This window comes from Streptomyces hamibioticus, from assembly GCF_047946815.1.
Lineage (GTDB): Bacteria > Actinomycetota > Actinomycetes > Streptomycetales > Streptomycetaceae > Streptomyces.
This window is the reverse complement of the sequence record NZ_JBKKQY010000001.1, coordinates 1,101,054-1,114,987: the sequence shown is the minus strand read 5'-3', so window position 1 is coordinate 1,114,987 and position 13,934 is coordinate 1,101,054. Positions and strand designations below refer to the sequence as shown.

Here is a 13,934-nt window from a genome sequence, read left to right as displayed (position 1 = left end):
CCCTAGTGCGGGTCGTCGAAGTCGTCGAAGGTCTCGTCGCCGAACCCCGCGGCGCGCCGCAGCGCTCCGGTTTCGATCAGACCGGTCACCACGGCGATGTCGTGGTCCAGCCGCCGGTCGCGGGTGACGAAGGGGCTGTGTTCCCTGATGAGCCCGTGCACCGCCCGGACGGCCGGTGCCGCCAGATGGGCGCCGCGCAGGTCGATCGCCTGGGCGAGGGCCAGCAGGTGGATGGCCGCCACTTCGCGGACCAGCCCGTTGACCGTGCGCGCATCGCGGGCCGAGATGGTGCCCATGCTGACGATGTCCTGGTTGTGCGCCTCCGTGGAGCGGGAGAAGACGGAGACCGGCCCGGTCTGTTTGAGGGCTTCGGCGGTGACGGCCGAGGCCGCGATCTGCATCCCCTTGAACCCGTGATGCAGACCCGCCTCGGGGGCGTCCGGTGGCCTTGCGACGATCAGATTGGGCGGCAGTCCCTCGTTGAACTTTTCGTCCACGACGAGTGCGAGCTGCCGGTCGAGCAGGTTGGCCAGGCCCGCCACCGCGGTCTTCAGGCTGTCCATGGCCTGTCCGACATGCCCCGCGTAGAAGTTGCCGCCCAGGTGGAGGACGGACGTGCCGGCGTCGAACAGGGGGTTGTCGGTGGCGGAGTTGATCTCGGTGTCGAGCCAGCTCTCCGTCCACGCGAGCGTGTCCCGGACGATGCCGATGACCTGCGGGGCGCAGCGCACCGAGTACTTGTCCTGGATCCGCTCGGTGAGCTGGAGGTGACCGCGCCCGAGCAGCCGCTCCCGGCGCACCAGGATCTCCTCGAAGGACGTGGCGAGTTTCGACCCCGTCAGCAGATCCCGGATGACCTCGGCCGACCGCACCTGGCCCTGGTGCGGTTTGGCGGCGTGCACGAAGGGATGCAGCGCGGACGCGTTGCCGCGCAGCGCCTCGATCGTCATGGCCGTCGCGAGTTCGGCGACGAAGGCCAGCTCCCGTGTGTCCCAGGCGGCGAGTACCGCGTACGCCGCGGCGAAGGACGTGCCGTTGATCAGCGCAGTGCCCTCCTTGGGCGCGAGCCGCAGCGGTTCGACGCCCTCCTCGCGCAGGGCCTCGGCCGCCGGGCGCACGGTGCCGCGGTGCAGCACCCGGCCTTCCCCGATCAGCGCCGCGGCCAGATAGCACAGGGGCACCAGATCACCGCTGGCGCCGACCGAGCCGCGTTCGGGGATCAGCGGCAGGATGTCCCGGCCCAGACACTCCAGCAGGGTCGACACCGTCTGCGGCCGGATCGCCGAGACTCCCTTCGCCAGTGCGTTGGCGCGGATGATCATGGTTGCCCGGGCCACCTCCGGCGTGGCCGTCGGCCCCACTCCGTTGAGGTGGTAGAGCACCAGGTTGCGCTGGAGCGCGTGCGCCTTGTCCGGCGAGATCTGCCGGACGCAGCTGTCCCCGAAGCCCGTGGTGACGCCGTAGACGGGGATCTCCTGGGTCAGCAGCCTCTCCTTGAGGCCGACGGAGGCACGCATCCGCTCGGCCGCCGCGGCGCTCAGCGTCACCCGAGTGCCTCCGCCGCCCCGGCGTGCGGCTGCGGCGACCGCGCGGGAGGAGAGGCCCGCGCCGTCGAGTTCGAGGTGCCCGGCCGTGGACCCGTACGCCATGTGTACCGTTCCTTCCCCTGCGGCCGGTGGCCTAGTAGACGCCCTCGATGAGCTTCTGGCCGTCCACCTCGGCAACCGGATGGATGTCGCGCAGCGAGTCCCCGACACCCGTGGGGCTGGGCACGCGCGTGGCCAGATCGCGTTCGAGGCTGTTGGGTACGAGGCCGTAACTGGTGAGGTGGTTCATGACCACGGCCCCCTCCGCTCCGAACTCGACCGGCCGGCCGGAGGAGGGATCGACCACGCGATAGAAGACGTACGGCGCGTACGAGTCGAAGACCGTGTCGCCGGTGCCCTCCGGGTCGGGGCGCTGGACCGTGCCGCTGAGGACGGAGGTGCTGCCGTACGACCCGCGGAACCGCACCTTGGGGAACAGCTCGGTGGACAGATAGTCCAGGGTGTCGGCGTCCATGTGCGCTCCGGTCCAGATGATCAGACGCACCTTCTCCTGGACCAGCGCCCGGACCGGGGCCCGCTCGGCCAACCGGGTCAGCAGCGGCGGCGTGGTGATCAGGAAGGCGATGTCCTGTGAGCGCAGGACCAGCTCGGCCTGGTCGGCGAGGTGGTCGACGTAGGCGCGGGCGCCGGCCGTGTCACCGGCGGCGATGAGGCGCTTCACCCAGCGGGGATCGAGGTCGATGGAGAACCGGATGCCGCCCCTGGCCTCCGCGATCCGCCGGGAGTACTCGCCGAGCATGTGCGGGCCGCTGGGGGCCACGGCCAAGGCGTGGCCCCGGCCGTCGTCGGGGTAGTGGGAGTTCTCCCACGCCATGTACTGGTCGAACCAGTTCTCGAACATCACGAAGCGCTTGGGCGCCCCGGTGGTGCCACCGCTCTCGTACACGGCGAACACCTTCTCCGTCGCGTCCAGGCCGCGGGGGATCAGGTCCTCGACCGGTACGTCCCGCAGCTCGTCCACCAGGTTGGGAAACCGCAGCAGGTCATCGACGCACCGCACGTCCTCGACCGGGTCGAAACCCAGCCGGTCGCGGCGGTCCAGCCAGAAGCGGGAGCCCGTGGCCGGGTCGAAATGCCAGCGCATCATGGCCCGGACGTGCGCGTCGGCCTGTTCTCGGGCGGTCATGCGTATCACCGTGCTTTCTCGGTCGAGAGGAGGGACGGATTCGAGTGCGGACGCGGACGGGGAGCGGCCCCGCCGCCGTCATACGCCGTGTTGCGAGCCGCCGTTGATCTGGAGGATCTGCGAGGTGACGTAGCCGCCGGACGGCGAGCAGAGGTAGAAGCCCAGCTCGGCGACGTCCGCGGGTGCTCCTGCGCGTCCCAGCACCGTCTGCCGGACGAGCATGGACTCCCGCGCGGCGGGAAGCTCGCCGCCGAACAGGTCGGTGCCCGCGACATAGCCGGGAGCGATCGCGTTGACGTTGATGTCGCGCGGTCCCAGGCGGGTCGCGAGGACGTGGACGTACGAGTGCAGGGCCGCCTTGGCGGCGCCGTAGCCGCCGGTTCCGCGCGATCCCCGGTAGGCGGCGATGGAACTGTAGAGCACGATGCCACCGCCGTCGGCCATGAGGGGCAGCAGGGACTCCACGGCGATGACGGCGGTCAGGACGTTCGACCGGTAGGCGTCCTGCCATTCCGCCACCACCGATGCCAGCTCCTCGCCACCGGATGGCGGGACGGCACCCGCGCAGCACAGCAGCCCGCCGACGGGCAGTCCGGTCTGCCTGACCCGACCGCGCAGAATCTCCGCGGACGCGGCGTCGGACAAGTCGAGGGCGAGCGGTTCGACGTCCGCTCCCGGCACGCTGGAGGTGATCTCCTCGGCCGCCTGACGGAGCCGCTGCTCACCCCTCGCGATCAGCAGCACCTTGTCCTCGTTCTCGGCGAACCGCCGCGCCGTGGCCTTGCCGATGCCGGCGCTCGCACCGGTCACCACGATCAACCTGGACACACTGAATCCTCTGTACGACTACGGGAGGGAAGAGCAGAGAGGGAAAGGGAGGCGGACGGTGACCGGAGGGCCGCCAGGAGCGCCCGGCGATCCGGCTTGCCGGCGGCGGTCCTCGGGATGGCCGCCAGTTCCACGATCCGCGACGGGCTGGGGAAGTCCCGCAGGGCCGCTCTGATGTCCGCCACGCCTGTTCCGCTGTCGCGGGCGGACCAGAAGACCGCGTATCCCTCCCCGGCGAGCCGGTCGCCGGGCAGGGCGAGCGTGACGCATTCGGCGTGCGGCAGACGGGCATTGAGCCGCTCGTCGACCCCGGCGAGATGGACTCTCCTGCCGTTCACCTTGAGCAGCGAGCTGTCGCGCCCGACCAGCCGGAATGCGCGGGGGCCCGTGAACTCCACCAGGTCGCCGGTCGCCCACTGGGCGGGCGGTCGGGTCCCGTGCTCCGGGCGGGCCAGGCGCGGGCCGCGGACCACCAGTTCCTCCGTCGCTCCCGCCGGTGCCCCGGCGGCACGGACGAAGGACACGTCGGGGAAGGCCTCCCAAGGGCCCTCGGCGCCCTCGCCGCACTCGCCGTCCTCGGCGACGAGCGGCCGGTGGGCGATGCCCCCGGTCTCGGTCGAACCCAGGATCTCGTGGGCGCGCAGCCGTGAAGCGGCTCGCCGGAGTAGTTCACGGGCCCCGGGCGGCGGGGCCGCCGAGCTGTGCAGGGCGACGACCGAGCCCGCGCGTTCCAGCGCCGGCCAGCCGCGCCGCAGCAGGTCCCAGGCCATCGGAACACAGACGACCAGGACCCGCGCACCCGGGGAGACGGACAGGGGCGCGAACGGATCGGCCCACGCCTGGTGGACGCTCACCCCCGCCATGCCGGGGAGCCACCGGCCGAACAGGGCACCGAACAGGTGCCGTGGCGGGGCATAGTTGATCACGTGATCAACCGGGCCGACCAGACGTCCGCCGATCAGTTCCACCTCGCGCTCCATCTGGCGCGGGCGCCGGAACCAGCGACGCGCGGTCCCGGTACTGCCGGACGTCTCGAAACGAAGCTCACCGGATGCACGGGGCTCACCGGACTCACGGGGCTCACCGGGTTCGTCGCGGAGCCCGGCGGGGGAGTACGCCGTACTCGTCGTCATGCCGCCTGGTCCTCGACGCGCTCCCGCACGTACTCGGCGGTCCGGTCGAGGGTGCTGAACCAGTAACGCACGTCGTCCCCGACGAAGTCGACCTCGATGCCGAACTCCCCCTCGACGGCGGTGACGTACTCGAGAGCCGCCAGGCTGTCGAAACCCGGCAGCGCGGCGGACAGATCCGCGTCCGGGGCCAGGGCTCGGGCGGCGTCACCGAAGCGCTTTTCCAGGACCGCCCGGACCCGGCCGTGGATCCGGGTGAGGTCGGTGTCAGAGGTGGGCATGTTCGAAACCTTTCTCTGCTCCGCGGTCGGCCAGTGCCGGGCCGCCGCTCGTCATCGACCCCGATTCCAGGTAGAACACCCGGTCGGGCTGGGTGGGTTCGAAGCGGACCGTCAGGTGGGCGCTCTCCTCAAGACCGAGCGCCTCTCTGATCTCCTCGGCCAGCTCCGCCCGGTAGGCGTGGTCGCGGTCGGGATGGATGTGGCACACGGCGGACGCCCACCGGGCGGACGGACCCTCGTCCGCGCCGTCCTGATAGGACGTCAATGGCACGCCGCCGCAGAAGTACGTCATGGGCTCCGCGGTGCGGAAGGTGACCACGACATGGACGGCGTCGGACCCGTGCGCGGCCATCCACCGGGTGAGGCGCAGGGCGGCCCTGAGCCGTGCGGAGGGGGCCAGCGGGGTGCTGGTCACATCGACAGTCGGCAAGATTCCGCGCCTTTCACGACAGGGACAGCGGTGGCAGGGCGGCCCGGCCGGGCGACAGCCGCGTCTCCAGACGCCGTCCCAGGCAGTCGGCGAGCGGGCCGCCGTCGGCGGACATGAGGGGTGTCCAGGCGAACCCGCCGCCGGCCGTGCGCACGCGGTCCAGGAACCTCGTCAGGTGGTCGGCGTCCCAGTCAAGGCCGAACACGTCCGCCGCGAGGACGGCTTCGTAGGTGCTCAGTAGGTCGGGGACCCGGTTGCCCTCGTTCGCGAAGCCCCCGCCCCGGACCCGGTGCCGGGCGAGCGCGTCGCCGGCGTGCCGGGCGAGCGCCTCACCGGCGCGGGTGCCGTCCGCGCCCGTCGTCCTGTGCAGCGCCCGGAGTCCCTGCAGGGTGGCGCGCAGTGTGGGCAGGCCACCGGGCACGTTGGCGTACCGACCGGGCGCGGTCTCGCAGGAGGCCACGTACCCGGCGATGCTGCGCAGGGAGGCGGCGGCGGACGTGCGTGCCGTGTTGTGGAGCATCTCCGAGGCCGCGCACGTCGACACCATGTCCGAGGCGCGGCCCTCCCAGTAGCCGAATCCGCCGTCGGGGTTCTGGATGGCACCGGCGAGCCAGTCCGCGACCCGGGCACGGGCGGGTGGGTCGTCGTGGAACGCCCCGGCCGAGAGAGCCCAGAGGGTGCACCGCACCTCACTCCCTCGCCCGGGCATGTACATGATGCCGTTCTCGTTCGGCAGCATGCAGCTCTCCATCCACCGCAGGGCCTCCCGTGCTTCGGCGTCCGTGAAACGGCCCGCCATCAGATGGGCGGAGGTCGTCAGCACGTCCGAGGCCAGCTCGGGCACGCGATAGGTGAAGCCGCCCTGTCCGGTCCGGAAGGACAGCACGGTGCGGACCACCCCTTCGGCCGCGTCGTCGAGATCGGCGCCGAGTTCCCGCAGCGCTCCCACCGCGCAGAACGCCGCCCACACGTCGGGCACCGGATATCCGGGCCACCGGGTGAACGACCCCTCCGGGTGCATCCGGGTCCGGATCCAGGCCACGCAGCCCTCGGGGTCCCGCGGGGTCTCGCCCAGGCGGGCCAGCGCGCCGGTGGCCCGGAAAGTCGCCCACAGGCAGTCCGTCGCGTCGCCCGCCTGGAAGGTGAATCCGCCGGCCGCGCTCTGCCGGGCCATGAGCCAATCGGTCAACCGCTCACGGTTCCACGGCAGCGGACCGCGTCCGCCGGTGGCGGTGCTCCACGCAGTGACGGCGTAGTAGCAGGCCCGTACGTCGGACACGCCGTTCTTGGCATGGGCCGGGCTCCACGCCAGCCCGCCGTCCTCGGCCTGCAGCGCCGCGAGCCAGTCGAACAGCGCCTCCGGCGGCTGCTCGCCGTAGATCTCCACCAGGGTGCGTACGGAGTAGTAGGTCGCCCAGACGTCCGACGCCTGACCGGGCGTCATCGCGAATCCGCCGTCCGCGTGGGCGGTGCTCCGCACCCACGCGGAACTCGGCCTGGTCGTCGTACCGCGGCCGCGGGCGGGCAGTTCGGCGAGTGCCTGGGTGCAGTAGTAGGTGGCCCAGGCGTCGGAGGACATACCGGCCGACCAGGCGAATCCGCCGTCGGAGTTCTGCCGGGAGGCGAGGAAGCCGGCGACGGACCCGGGGGAGGGCAGGTCGCCGATGCGGCCGAGCCAGGCGAGTGTGCGCACGGCCGCGTAGGTGCACCACAGGTCCGACTCCCCGGAGACCACCCCGGACGACCTGAGCAGCGTCTCGTACGTCATGCCGGCACCACCTCGTCGACGACCCGGAAGTTCGAGCGCTTCCAGCTCTTCTGCGACCCGCCGCTCTTCGTCGTGACCGGCAGCCGGTTGACGAACCGGACCTCGTCCCAGCGGAAGCCGAGGTGCTCGTCCGTGCGCCGCTGGATGAGGTCCCGCTTCGCGGGCTCAGCCTCGCGGTCGGTGCGGGGATCCCGCTCCAGCAGCAGCCTGGCCCAGGTGCCGCGCTCGTCGACCTCGATCAGATAACCCATGACGTCGTGGTTGGCGTAGACGATGCCCTCCAAGTCACGGGTGCGCACCCGGCTGCCCTTGATCCCGGTGCCGTCGGTCCCCCGGCCGTGGACCGTCACCACCGGGGTGTCCGCGCCGCAGGGGCAGCCGCCGGTCAGGGACACCTCGTCACCCATGTCGAGGCGCAGGAGCGGACGGGCGTCGTTGTTGAGCGGGGTGACGACGAGCCGTCCCTCGCGCCCCGCCTCGGCCGGCGCGATGCCGTCCTCGTCCGTGATTTCGAAGTAGTTGGCCCGGCGCAGCAGATGCAGCCGGTCCCGCGCGCAGCACGCGGCGAGCGTGCCGCTTTCCGTGCTGCCGTAACTCGCGTCGTACGCGCGCGCGTCCCACCAGTGCCCGACCATGGCCCGCAGCTCGGGGGTGCTCACCTCGCCGAGCAGCATGAGAAGCTCCACCGGCCGACGCATCCGGTCGAGCACGCCACGCCTCTTCATGATCTGGGAGAACTGCAGCAGCACCCCGGGCGCCACGAAGACGACGGTCGGCCCGAAGACCTCCCACAGGCCGGCGATGCGGTCCCAGTCGGAGATCCCGGTCGTGTAGGGATAGGCCTTGACGTGCGGGACCTCCAGGAACTCGCAGACGCCGACCATGAGGTCGGCCACCGGCACGATGTCCGACGGCAGCAGGATCAGAGCGCGGTGCCCCTGGCCCGCGAGCATGGTGCGCCAGGCCTCGGCGACGGACACGGTGTTGGCGATCATGTCCCGCGCGGTGCGGGGCGTCGGCGTGGGGACTCCGGTTGTCCCGGTGGTCTGGTAGTACTTCAGCCCATCGCCGACCGGCACGCGCAGATAGTCGAGAGGCCGGGCCTTCAGGTCTTCCTTGGCGGTCGCGGGCAGGCCCCGGAACGCGTCCATGGAGAACGGGCCGAGGGAGGTGTAGGCGCTCGTCCGCGCGGCACGCTGCCAGACCTCGGCCAGCTTCGCGGTGTGGAACGCCTCGTCGGAGGCGGCGTCGCGGGGGCGCGTGGTCACCTCACGCCGGATCCGCTCCAGGTAGTCCAGCTCACTCCTGGACTTGATCTTCATGTGTCACTCCTCGATCGCGGATGAGCCGGGGTATCGACGAGCCCCGTCGGCGGGACACCGTGCGCCAGCCCCTTGGCACGCATCAGGAACTCCCCGAGGAACCCGTCGTGCGGAACGTCCGGGTGCGTCCAGGACGTCGGCCGGCCCAGATACACGTTGGAGACCCCTGTCAGCTCCGTGGCCGCCGCCACCAGCTCCCGGTCCCCGGTGAGCAGCGACAGCACCAGCGAGCCGTCGAGCACGTCCGGGGCGGCCCGCTCGAAGGGCCCGACCCACACACACGGGAAGGGCATCTCGTACGACAGGGAAGGGTCCCGCGCGGACGCCAGTTCCACGACGGCGGGCGTCACCGCCGTCAGGGAGCCCTCGCCGCCGAGCGGTTCCGCCCTCGGAGCCAGGTGCACGACCGCGTCCTTCGCCCGCCCCAGGAGCACGGATGTCAGCCGTTCCGCGGCGGCCCGGGGCATGCACGGCAGCACCGCCCCGACGTCCAGCGGGTGAGCCGGTGCCATCTTCCCCAGCGCGGCGGCCAGTTCTGCGGCGAAACCCGCGGGATCCCGCTCGACCAGCACGCCCGTGGTGGCCGTGCAGGCGGTGCCCGCGTGATACAGCGCGCCCGTGACGGCGAGCTCCAGCGCGGCGCCGCGGTCCCCGTCGGCGGCCACCACCAGTTTCGAACGGCCCGGCCCCTGCAGCCGGACGTCGGCGCGGTCGCCGTACTTGTCCACGACGTCCTGACCGCCGTACACCAGGGCACGGTCCGCGCGCTCGATGATCAGATCCGCCGTCGTGTGGTCGCAGGGCGCCACGATCAGCTGAGCCGGCGGCAGTCCCGCCCGGCGCAGCGCCGTGACGAGGCGGAACGGCGTGAGCGGATCCCGGTGGGAGGGGCGTACGACGACCCGGTAGCCGAGCGCCAGTGCATCCAGCCACATGGCGTGGACGCCCGGGCTGTTGCCCGCGGCGTGCACGGCGAACACATCGCCGGTACGGCACCACGCGGCGCCCGCCAACGGCGCGCCGGACACGGCGATGCCGAGCGGTGCGCAGCCCGTGGGACGTGCCGCCGATGGGGCCCGGGCCACGTCGCGCAGCGTGTCCGTGATGAGCGCGTCACTGGCGCGGACGACCGTCAGGGGCGTGCCCGTCAGCGCAGACACCCGTCGCTCGTGGGCGTCGAGGCGGTCCCCGAGGATCTCCTCGGCCTCGAAGACGTCGGCCGCCTTACCGAGCACGTCCGGGACCTCCGCGACGGGCAGGGGGGCGTGGTCACGGAGCTGGTCGATCCAATGGGAGACCACCAGACCCGGGACCGCCGCCACGTCCAGTGCCGGGATGCCCGAGGCGTCCGCGACGGTGGTGCGGTTCCGCGTCCGGTAGGGCCCTGCCGGGCCCAGCGCGGGGATGTCCAGCATGCTCGCTCTCCTGTTCCTTCCGGCGAGTCAAGGGCGCACGCGTCAGGGGCGTACAGGCATGGGGAAGAAGGCCGGGTCAGCGGCTGACGGCCCGCAGCGCGCGGCGCTGTCGCGCCGCCGCCGCGAGGTCTTGGAGCACGTCCACGGTGGCGTCCCACCCCATGCAGGCGTCGGTGATGCTCCGCCCGAACACGGGCTCGCCCGCGTCGAGGTCCTGACGCCCGGGGACCAGAAAGCCCTCCAGCATGACGCCGCGGATGTCCGGGTCGCCGGCCGCGACCTGGTCTCCGATCTCCCGGGCGACCTCGGCCTGCCGCAGGTGGTCCTTGCCGCTGTTGCCGTGACTGGCATCGATGACCAGACCGGCCGGCAGCGCCGCGGCAGACAGCAGTCGCGCCGTCTCGCGCACGTCCTCGGCGCGGTAGTTGGGCCGGCCCGAGGCGCCGCGGAGCACCACATGGCAGTGCGGATTGCCGCTCGTGCGCAGGGTGACCGGCCTGCCGTCCGGGCCGAGGCCGAGGTAGCCGTGGGGAGCCGCCGCGGACCGCATGGCGTCCAGGGCGACGCTGACGGAACCGGTGCTGCCGTTCTTCATGCCCACGGGCATGGGGAGACCGCTGGCCAGCTGCCGGTGCACCTGGCTCTCCACGGTCCGCGCGCCGATGGCTCCCCAGGAGACCAGGTCGGCCAGGTACGCCGGGACGGCCGGGGTGAGCCACTCCGTCGCGATGGGCAGGCCCAGTTCGGCGATCTCCAGCATCAGCGTCCGGCAGGCGCGAAGCCCCCGGTTGAGGTCCAGGCCGCCGTCGAGTACCGGGTCGCACAGCAGCCCGGTCCAGCCCACCGTGGTGCGCGGCTTCTCGACGTACACCCGCATGACGACCGCCAGGTCCTCGGCCAGCTCGTCGGCCAGGCTGCGCAGGGACCTGGCGTAGGCCAGACCGGCGTTCACGTCGTGGATCGAGCACGGACCGACCACGACGAGTAGCCGGTCGTCCGCGCCACTGAGCACACGGCGCGTCATCACACGGCCGGCGCCCACCGAGCGGGCCGCGGCCTCGGTCAGCGGAAGCTCGCTCAGGAGTTCGTCGGGGGTGCTCGTCACATACGCGCGGCAGCGCCCGCCGACGTCGTCCGGCAGTAATTGTCCTGTAGTGGAATCGGTTTTCTCTTCGGCCAGGGTGTCAAGAGTCTGCATCGTTCCTCAATTCGTGCTACTCAGCGCACCGGCTGGGAGTCGGCAACGAATCATCCGGGTGGCTCTCAGAAATTCAGTAAGTGCACATCCTGAGAGGACCGATCGAATGGACGATGTCGAGTGGCGGGGAAACGTCCGGCGAACACGTGGATCACCGTGCCGCATCTCGCGGCCGGCTCGCCACCCGCGTCGCGTGCAGCAAGCTGTGGTGCATCTAGCTGCACGACAACGCACACCGTCGATTTCGGAAATTTCCGTGTTCCGCGTGCGGGGCGGACGGTTCCCCTGATCCCGTCTTCTGGTGAGGAACCGGCGGCGATTTCCGGCATTCGTCTCGTGGCCGCTGAGCGCCGCACGCGCGGGGACCGTTCCCGACCGAGTGTCGATGGCGGGCCATCAGCCACGCCCTGCTGCGTCCGCCGGAGTCCGGCGCGGACATCAAGGCCGCCCAGCGCGCGCTCGGTGTCTCCTTACCCGACGACCTGGTGGCGTCGCTGCGCTGCCATGACGGGGGGAACTGGGCGAGGGCACCGATGCTGAGCCACCACGGGCCGCCGGCCGGAGTCGCGGACATCGTCAGGACGAATACAGACGTCCGGCTGAAGTACCAAGACGCGTTCCCAAAGTCCCCGCCCGCCCAGGATCTCCCCAGGTCGGCTTAAGGCCCGCCCAGGATCTCCGCCAGGTCGTAGCGGACCGGCTCCTCCAGCTGGGCGTACGTGCAGCTCTCCGGCGTGCGGTCCGGACGCCAGCGGCGGAACCGGGCCGTGTGCCGGAAGCGGGCCCCGTTCTCCATGTGGTCGTAGGCCACCTCGGCGACCCGCTCGGGGCGCAGCGGCACCCAGGACAGGTCCTTCTTGCCCGACCAGCGGCTCGGCGCGCCGGGCAGCCGCGCCGTCTCGTGCGCGGCCTCGTCCGCCCAGGCACCCCACGGATGCCCGGTGACGTCGTCCATGCGCAGCGGCTCCAGCTCCGCCACCAGTTCCTGGCGCCGCTTCATGGAGAAGGCGGCGCTCACGCCGACGTGCTGGAGGGCGCCCCGGTCGTCGTACAGGCCCAGCAGCAGCGAACCGACCACCGGACCGCTCTTGTGGAACCGGTAGCCGGCCACCACGACGTCCGCCGTCCGCTCGTGCTTGACCTTGTACATCGCCCGCTCGTCCTGGCGGTAGCGCAGGTCGAGCGGCTTGGCCACGACCCCGTCCAGCCCGGCCCCCTCGTACTGCTCGAACCACTTGCGGGCCACCGCGACATCGGTCGTCGCCGGCGCCACGTGCACCGGGGGGGTGACCCCCTCCAGCGCCCGGACCAGCAGTGCCCGCCGGTCGGACAGCCCCACGTCGAGCAGGGACTCGCCGTCCAGCGCCAGCAGGTCGAAGGCGACGAGGGACGCCGGGGTCCTCTCGGCCAGCATCCGCACCCGGGAGTCCGCCGGGTGGATGCGCTCGGTGAGCGCGTCGAAGTCCAGCCGCCCCTCGCGGGCGATCACGATCTCCCCGTCCACCACGCAGCGCTCCGGCAGCCGCTCCCGCACGGCGTCCGCCAGCTCGGGAAAGTACCTGGTCAGCGGCTTGCCGGTGCGGCTGCCGAACTCGACCTCGGCGCCGTCGCGGAACACGATCGCCCGGAAGCCGTCCCACTTCGCCTCGTACTGCATGCCGGGCGGGATCTTCGCCACGGACTTGGCGAGCATCGGCTTCACGGGAGGCATCACGGGCAGATCCATGGTCCGATTCTGACCGGATATGCGGCTCGTCGCCTGATATGCGAGAGTCGCCCGGTGCGCCTACCGTGGCTCGCATGGGAGAAGCGGTGGAACTGGAAGTGGGCGGCCGGACCGTGCGGCTGACCAGCCCCGGCAAGATCTTCTTCCCGGAACGCGGCTACACCAAGCTGGACCTGGCCCGCTACTACCAGGCCGTCGCCCCCGGCATCCTGCGCGCCCTGCGCGAGCGGCCGACCACCCTGGAGCGCTACCCGGACGGCATCGCCGGCGAGTGGTTCTACCAGAAGCGCGCCCCCAAAAGCATGCCCGACTGGATCCCCACCGCGCACATCACCTTCCCCAGCGGGCGCAGCGCCGACGAGATGTGCCCCACCGAGGAGGCCGCGGTGGTGTGGGCCGCCCAGTACGGCACCCTCACCTTCCACCCCTGGCCGGTGCGCCGCGCCGACGTGGACAGCCCCGACGAACTGCGCATCGACCTCGACCCGCAGCCCGGCACGGACTACGACGACGCGGCCCGTGCCGCCCACGAACTGCGGGCGGTGCTCGAGGAGTTCGGCGGCCTGCGCGGCTGGCCCAAGACCTCCGGCGGCCGGGGCCTGCACGTCTTCGTACCGATCGAACCGCGCTGGACCTTCACCCAGGTGCGGCGCGCGGCCATCGCCGTCGGCCGGGAGATGGAACGGCGGATGCCGGAGCGGGTCACCATCAAGTGGTGGAAGGAGGAGCGCGGGGAGCGCATCTTCATCGACTACAACCAGACCGCCCGGGACCGCACCATCGCCTCCGCCTACTCCGTACGACCGCGCCCGCACGCCCCCGTCTCGGCGCCGCTGCGCTGGGACGAGGTCGGAGTCGCGCACCCCGAGGACTTCGACATCACGACCATGCCCGCGCGCTTCGCCGAACTCGGCGATGTGCACGCGGACATGGACGACCACCGCTACTCCCTCGACGCCCTGCTGGAACTGGCCTCGAAGGACGAACGCGACCACGGCCTCGCCGACCTGCCGTACCCGCCCGAGTATCCGAAGATGCCGGGCGAACCCAGGCGGGTACAGCCGAGCCGCGCGAAGAAGCAGCCGGGGCCCGCGGCCCAGTGA

At 71.7% G+C, this 13,934-nt stretch carries 13 protein-coding genes; 2 read left to right on the top strand and 11 right to left on the bottom strand.

Annotation, left to right across the window (positions count from 1 at the left end):
- Positions 1–2 precede the first annotated feature (2 nt).
- From ACLGIH_RS05120 to ACLGIH_RS05075, 10 genes are all read right to left on the bottom strand, one after another.
- Positions 3–1,649, bottom strand: a complete 1,647-nt coding sequence (locus tag ACLGIH_RS05120; RefSeq protein WP_416524014.1) for an HAL/PAL/TAL family ammonia-lyase — start codon at positions 1,647–1,649, stop codon at positions 3–5.
- A gap of 31 nt (positions 1,650–1,680) precedes the next feature.
- Positions 1,681–2,733: a phenazine antibiotic biosynthesis protein gene (locus ACLGIH_RS05115; protein WP_416524013.1), complete on the bottom strand. Its 1,053-nt coding sequence runs from the start codon at positions 2,731–2,733 to the stop codon at positions 1,681–1,683.
- A 78-nt stretch (positions 2,734–2,811) separates the two neighbouring features.
- Complete coding sequence (locus ACLGIH_RS05110; RefSeq protein WP_416524012.1) at positions 2,812–3,561, bottom strand: SDR family NAD(P)-dependent oxidoreductase; 750 nt, start codon at positions 3,559–3,561, stop codon at positions 2,812–2,814.
- The gene (locus ACLGIH_RS05105; protein ID WP_416524011.1) at positions 3,549–4,694 is read right to left on the bottom strand and encodes a class I adenylate-forming enzyme family protein; all 1,146 of its coding nucleotides are present in this window, start codon (positions 4,692–4,694) and stop codon (positions 3,549–3,551) included. Before ACLGIH_RS05105 ends, ACLGIH_RS05110 begins: the two co-directional genes overlap by 13 nt.
- Entirely contained in the window at positions 4,691–4,972 is a 282-nt protein-coding gene (locus ACLGIH_RS05100) for an acyl carrier protein (protein WP_416524010.1), read from the bottom strand. The genes ACLGIH_RS05105 and ACLGIH_RS05100 overlap by 4 nt, the downstream gene beginning before the upstream one ends.
- A complete protein-coding gene (locus tag ACLGIH_RS05095; protein WP_416524009.1) occupies positions 4,959–5,402 on the bottom strand; it encodes a hypothetical protein in 444 nt (147 codons plus the stop codon). Before ACLGIH_RS05095 ends, ACLGIH_RS05100 begins: the two co-directional genes overlap by 14 nt.
- Positions 5,403–5,415: 13 nt before the next feature.
- Positions 5,416–7,170 (bottom strand): prenyltransferase/squalene oxidase repeat-containing protein, encoded by a 1,755-nt coding sequence (locus tag ACLGIH_RS05090; protein ID WP_416524008.1) that lies wholly within the window; start codon positions 7,168–7,170, stop codon positions 5,416–5,418.
- Complete coding sequence (locus tag ACLGIH_RS05085) at positions 7,167–8,492, bottom strand: phenylacetate--CoA ligase family protein (protein ID WP_416524007.1); 1,326 nt, start codon at positions 8,490–8,492, stop codon at positions 7,167–7,169. The genes ACLGIH_RS05090 and ACLGIH_RS05085 overlap by 4 nt, the downstream gene beginning before the upstream one ends.
- A complete protein-coding gene (locus ACLGIH_RS05080; protein WP_416524006.1) occupies positions 8,489–9,907 on the bottom strand; it encodes an aldehyde dehydrogenase family protein in 1,419 nt (472 codons plus the stop codon). Before ACLGIH_RS05080 ends, ACLGIH_RS05085 begins: the two co-directional genes overlap by 4 nt.
- A gap of 76 nt (positions 9,908–9,983) precedes the next feature.
- Positions 9,984–11,012, bottom strand: coding sequence for a 3-deoxy-7-phosphoheptulonate synthase (locus ACLGIH_RS05075; protein WP_416524005.1), 1,029 nt, complete (start codon positions 11,010–11,012; stop codon positions 9,984–9,986).
- Positions 11,013–11,500: 488 nt separating this feature from the next.
- Here ACLGIH_RS05075 and ACLGIH_RS05070 point away from each other — a divergent pair, with 488 nt between their 5' ends.
- A complete protein-coding gene (locus ACLGIH_RS05070; RefSeq protein ID WP_416529287.1) occupies positions 11,501–11,767 on the top strand; it encodes an SMI1/KNR4 family protein in 267 nt (88 codons plus the stop codon).
- Here ACLGIH_RS05070 and ACLGIH_RS05065 read toward each other — a convergent pair.
- Positions 11,764–12,831, bottom strand: coding sequence for an ATP-dependent DNA ligase (locus ACLGIH_RS05065; RefSeq protein WP_416524004.1), 1,068 nt, complete (start codon positions 12,829–12,831; stop codon positions 11,764–11,766). The two genes, ACLGIH_RS05070 and ACLGIH_RS05065, sit on opposite strands and share 4 nt — an antisense overlap.
- Positions 12,832–12,905: 74 nt before the next feature.
- On the opposite strand from ACLGIH_RS05065, the gene ligD reads away from it, so the two are divergent.
- On the top strand, positions 12,906–13,934 hold the full coding sequence (ligD, locus tag ACLGIH_RS05060; protein WP_416524003.1) for a non-homologous end-joining DNA ligase: 1,029 nt from the start codon (positions 12,906–12,908) through the stop codon (positions 13,932–13,934).

Bases quoted from the DNA above. Each gene is read 5' to 3' on its own strand.
- ACLGIH_RS05120 (WP_416524014.1), bottom strand. From the start codon at position 1,649: ATGGCGTACGGGTCCACGGCCGGGCACCTCGAACTCGACGGCGCGGGC.
- ACLGIH_RS05115 (WP_416524013.1), bottom strand. From the start codon at position 2,733: ATGACCGCCCGAGAACAGGCCGACGCGCACGTCCGGGCCATGATGCGC.
- ACLGIH_RS05105 (WP_416524011.1), bottom strand. From the start codon at position 4,694: ATGACGACGAGTACGGCGTACTCCCCCGCCGGGCTCCGCGACGAACCC.
- ACLGIH_RS05100 (WP_416524010.1), bottom strand. From the start codon at position 4,972: ATGCCCACCTCTGACACCGACCTCACCCGGATCCACGGCCGGGTCCGG.
- ACLGIH_RS05090 (WP_416524008.1), bottom strand. From the start codon at position 7,170: ATGACGTACGAGACGCTGCTCAGGTCGTCCGGGGTGGTCTCCGGGGAG.
- ACLGIH_RS05085 (WP_416524007.1), bottom strand. From the start codon at position 8,492: ATGAAGATCAAGTCCAGGAGTGAGCTGGACTACCTGGAGCGGATCCGG.
- ACLGIH_RS05080 (WP_416524006.1), bottom strand. From the start codon at position 9,907: ATGCTGGACATCCCCGCGCTGGGCCCGGCAGGGCCCTACCGGACGCGG.
- ACLGIH_RS05065 (WP_416524004.1), bottom strand. From the start codon at position 12,831: ATGGATCTGCCCGTGATGCCTCCCGTGAAGCCGATGCTCGCCAAGTCC.
- ligD (WP_416524003.1), top strand. From the start codon at position 12,906: ATGGGAGAAGCGGTGGAACTGGAAGTGGGCGGCCGGACCGTGCGGCTG.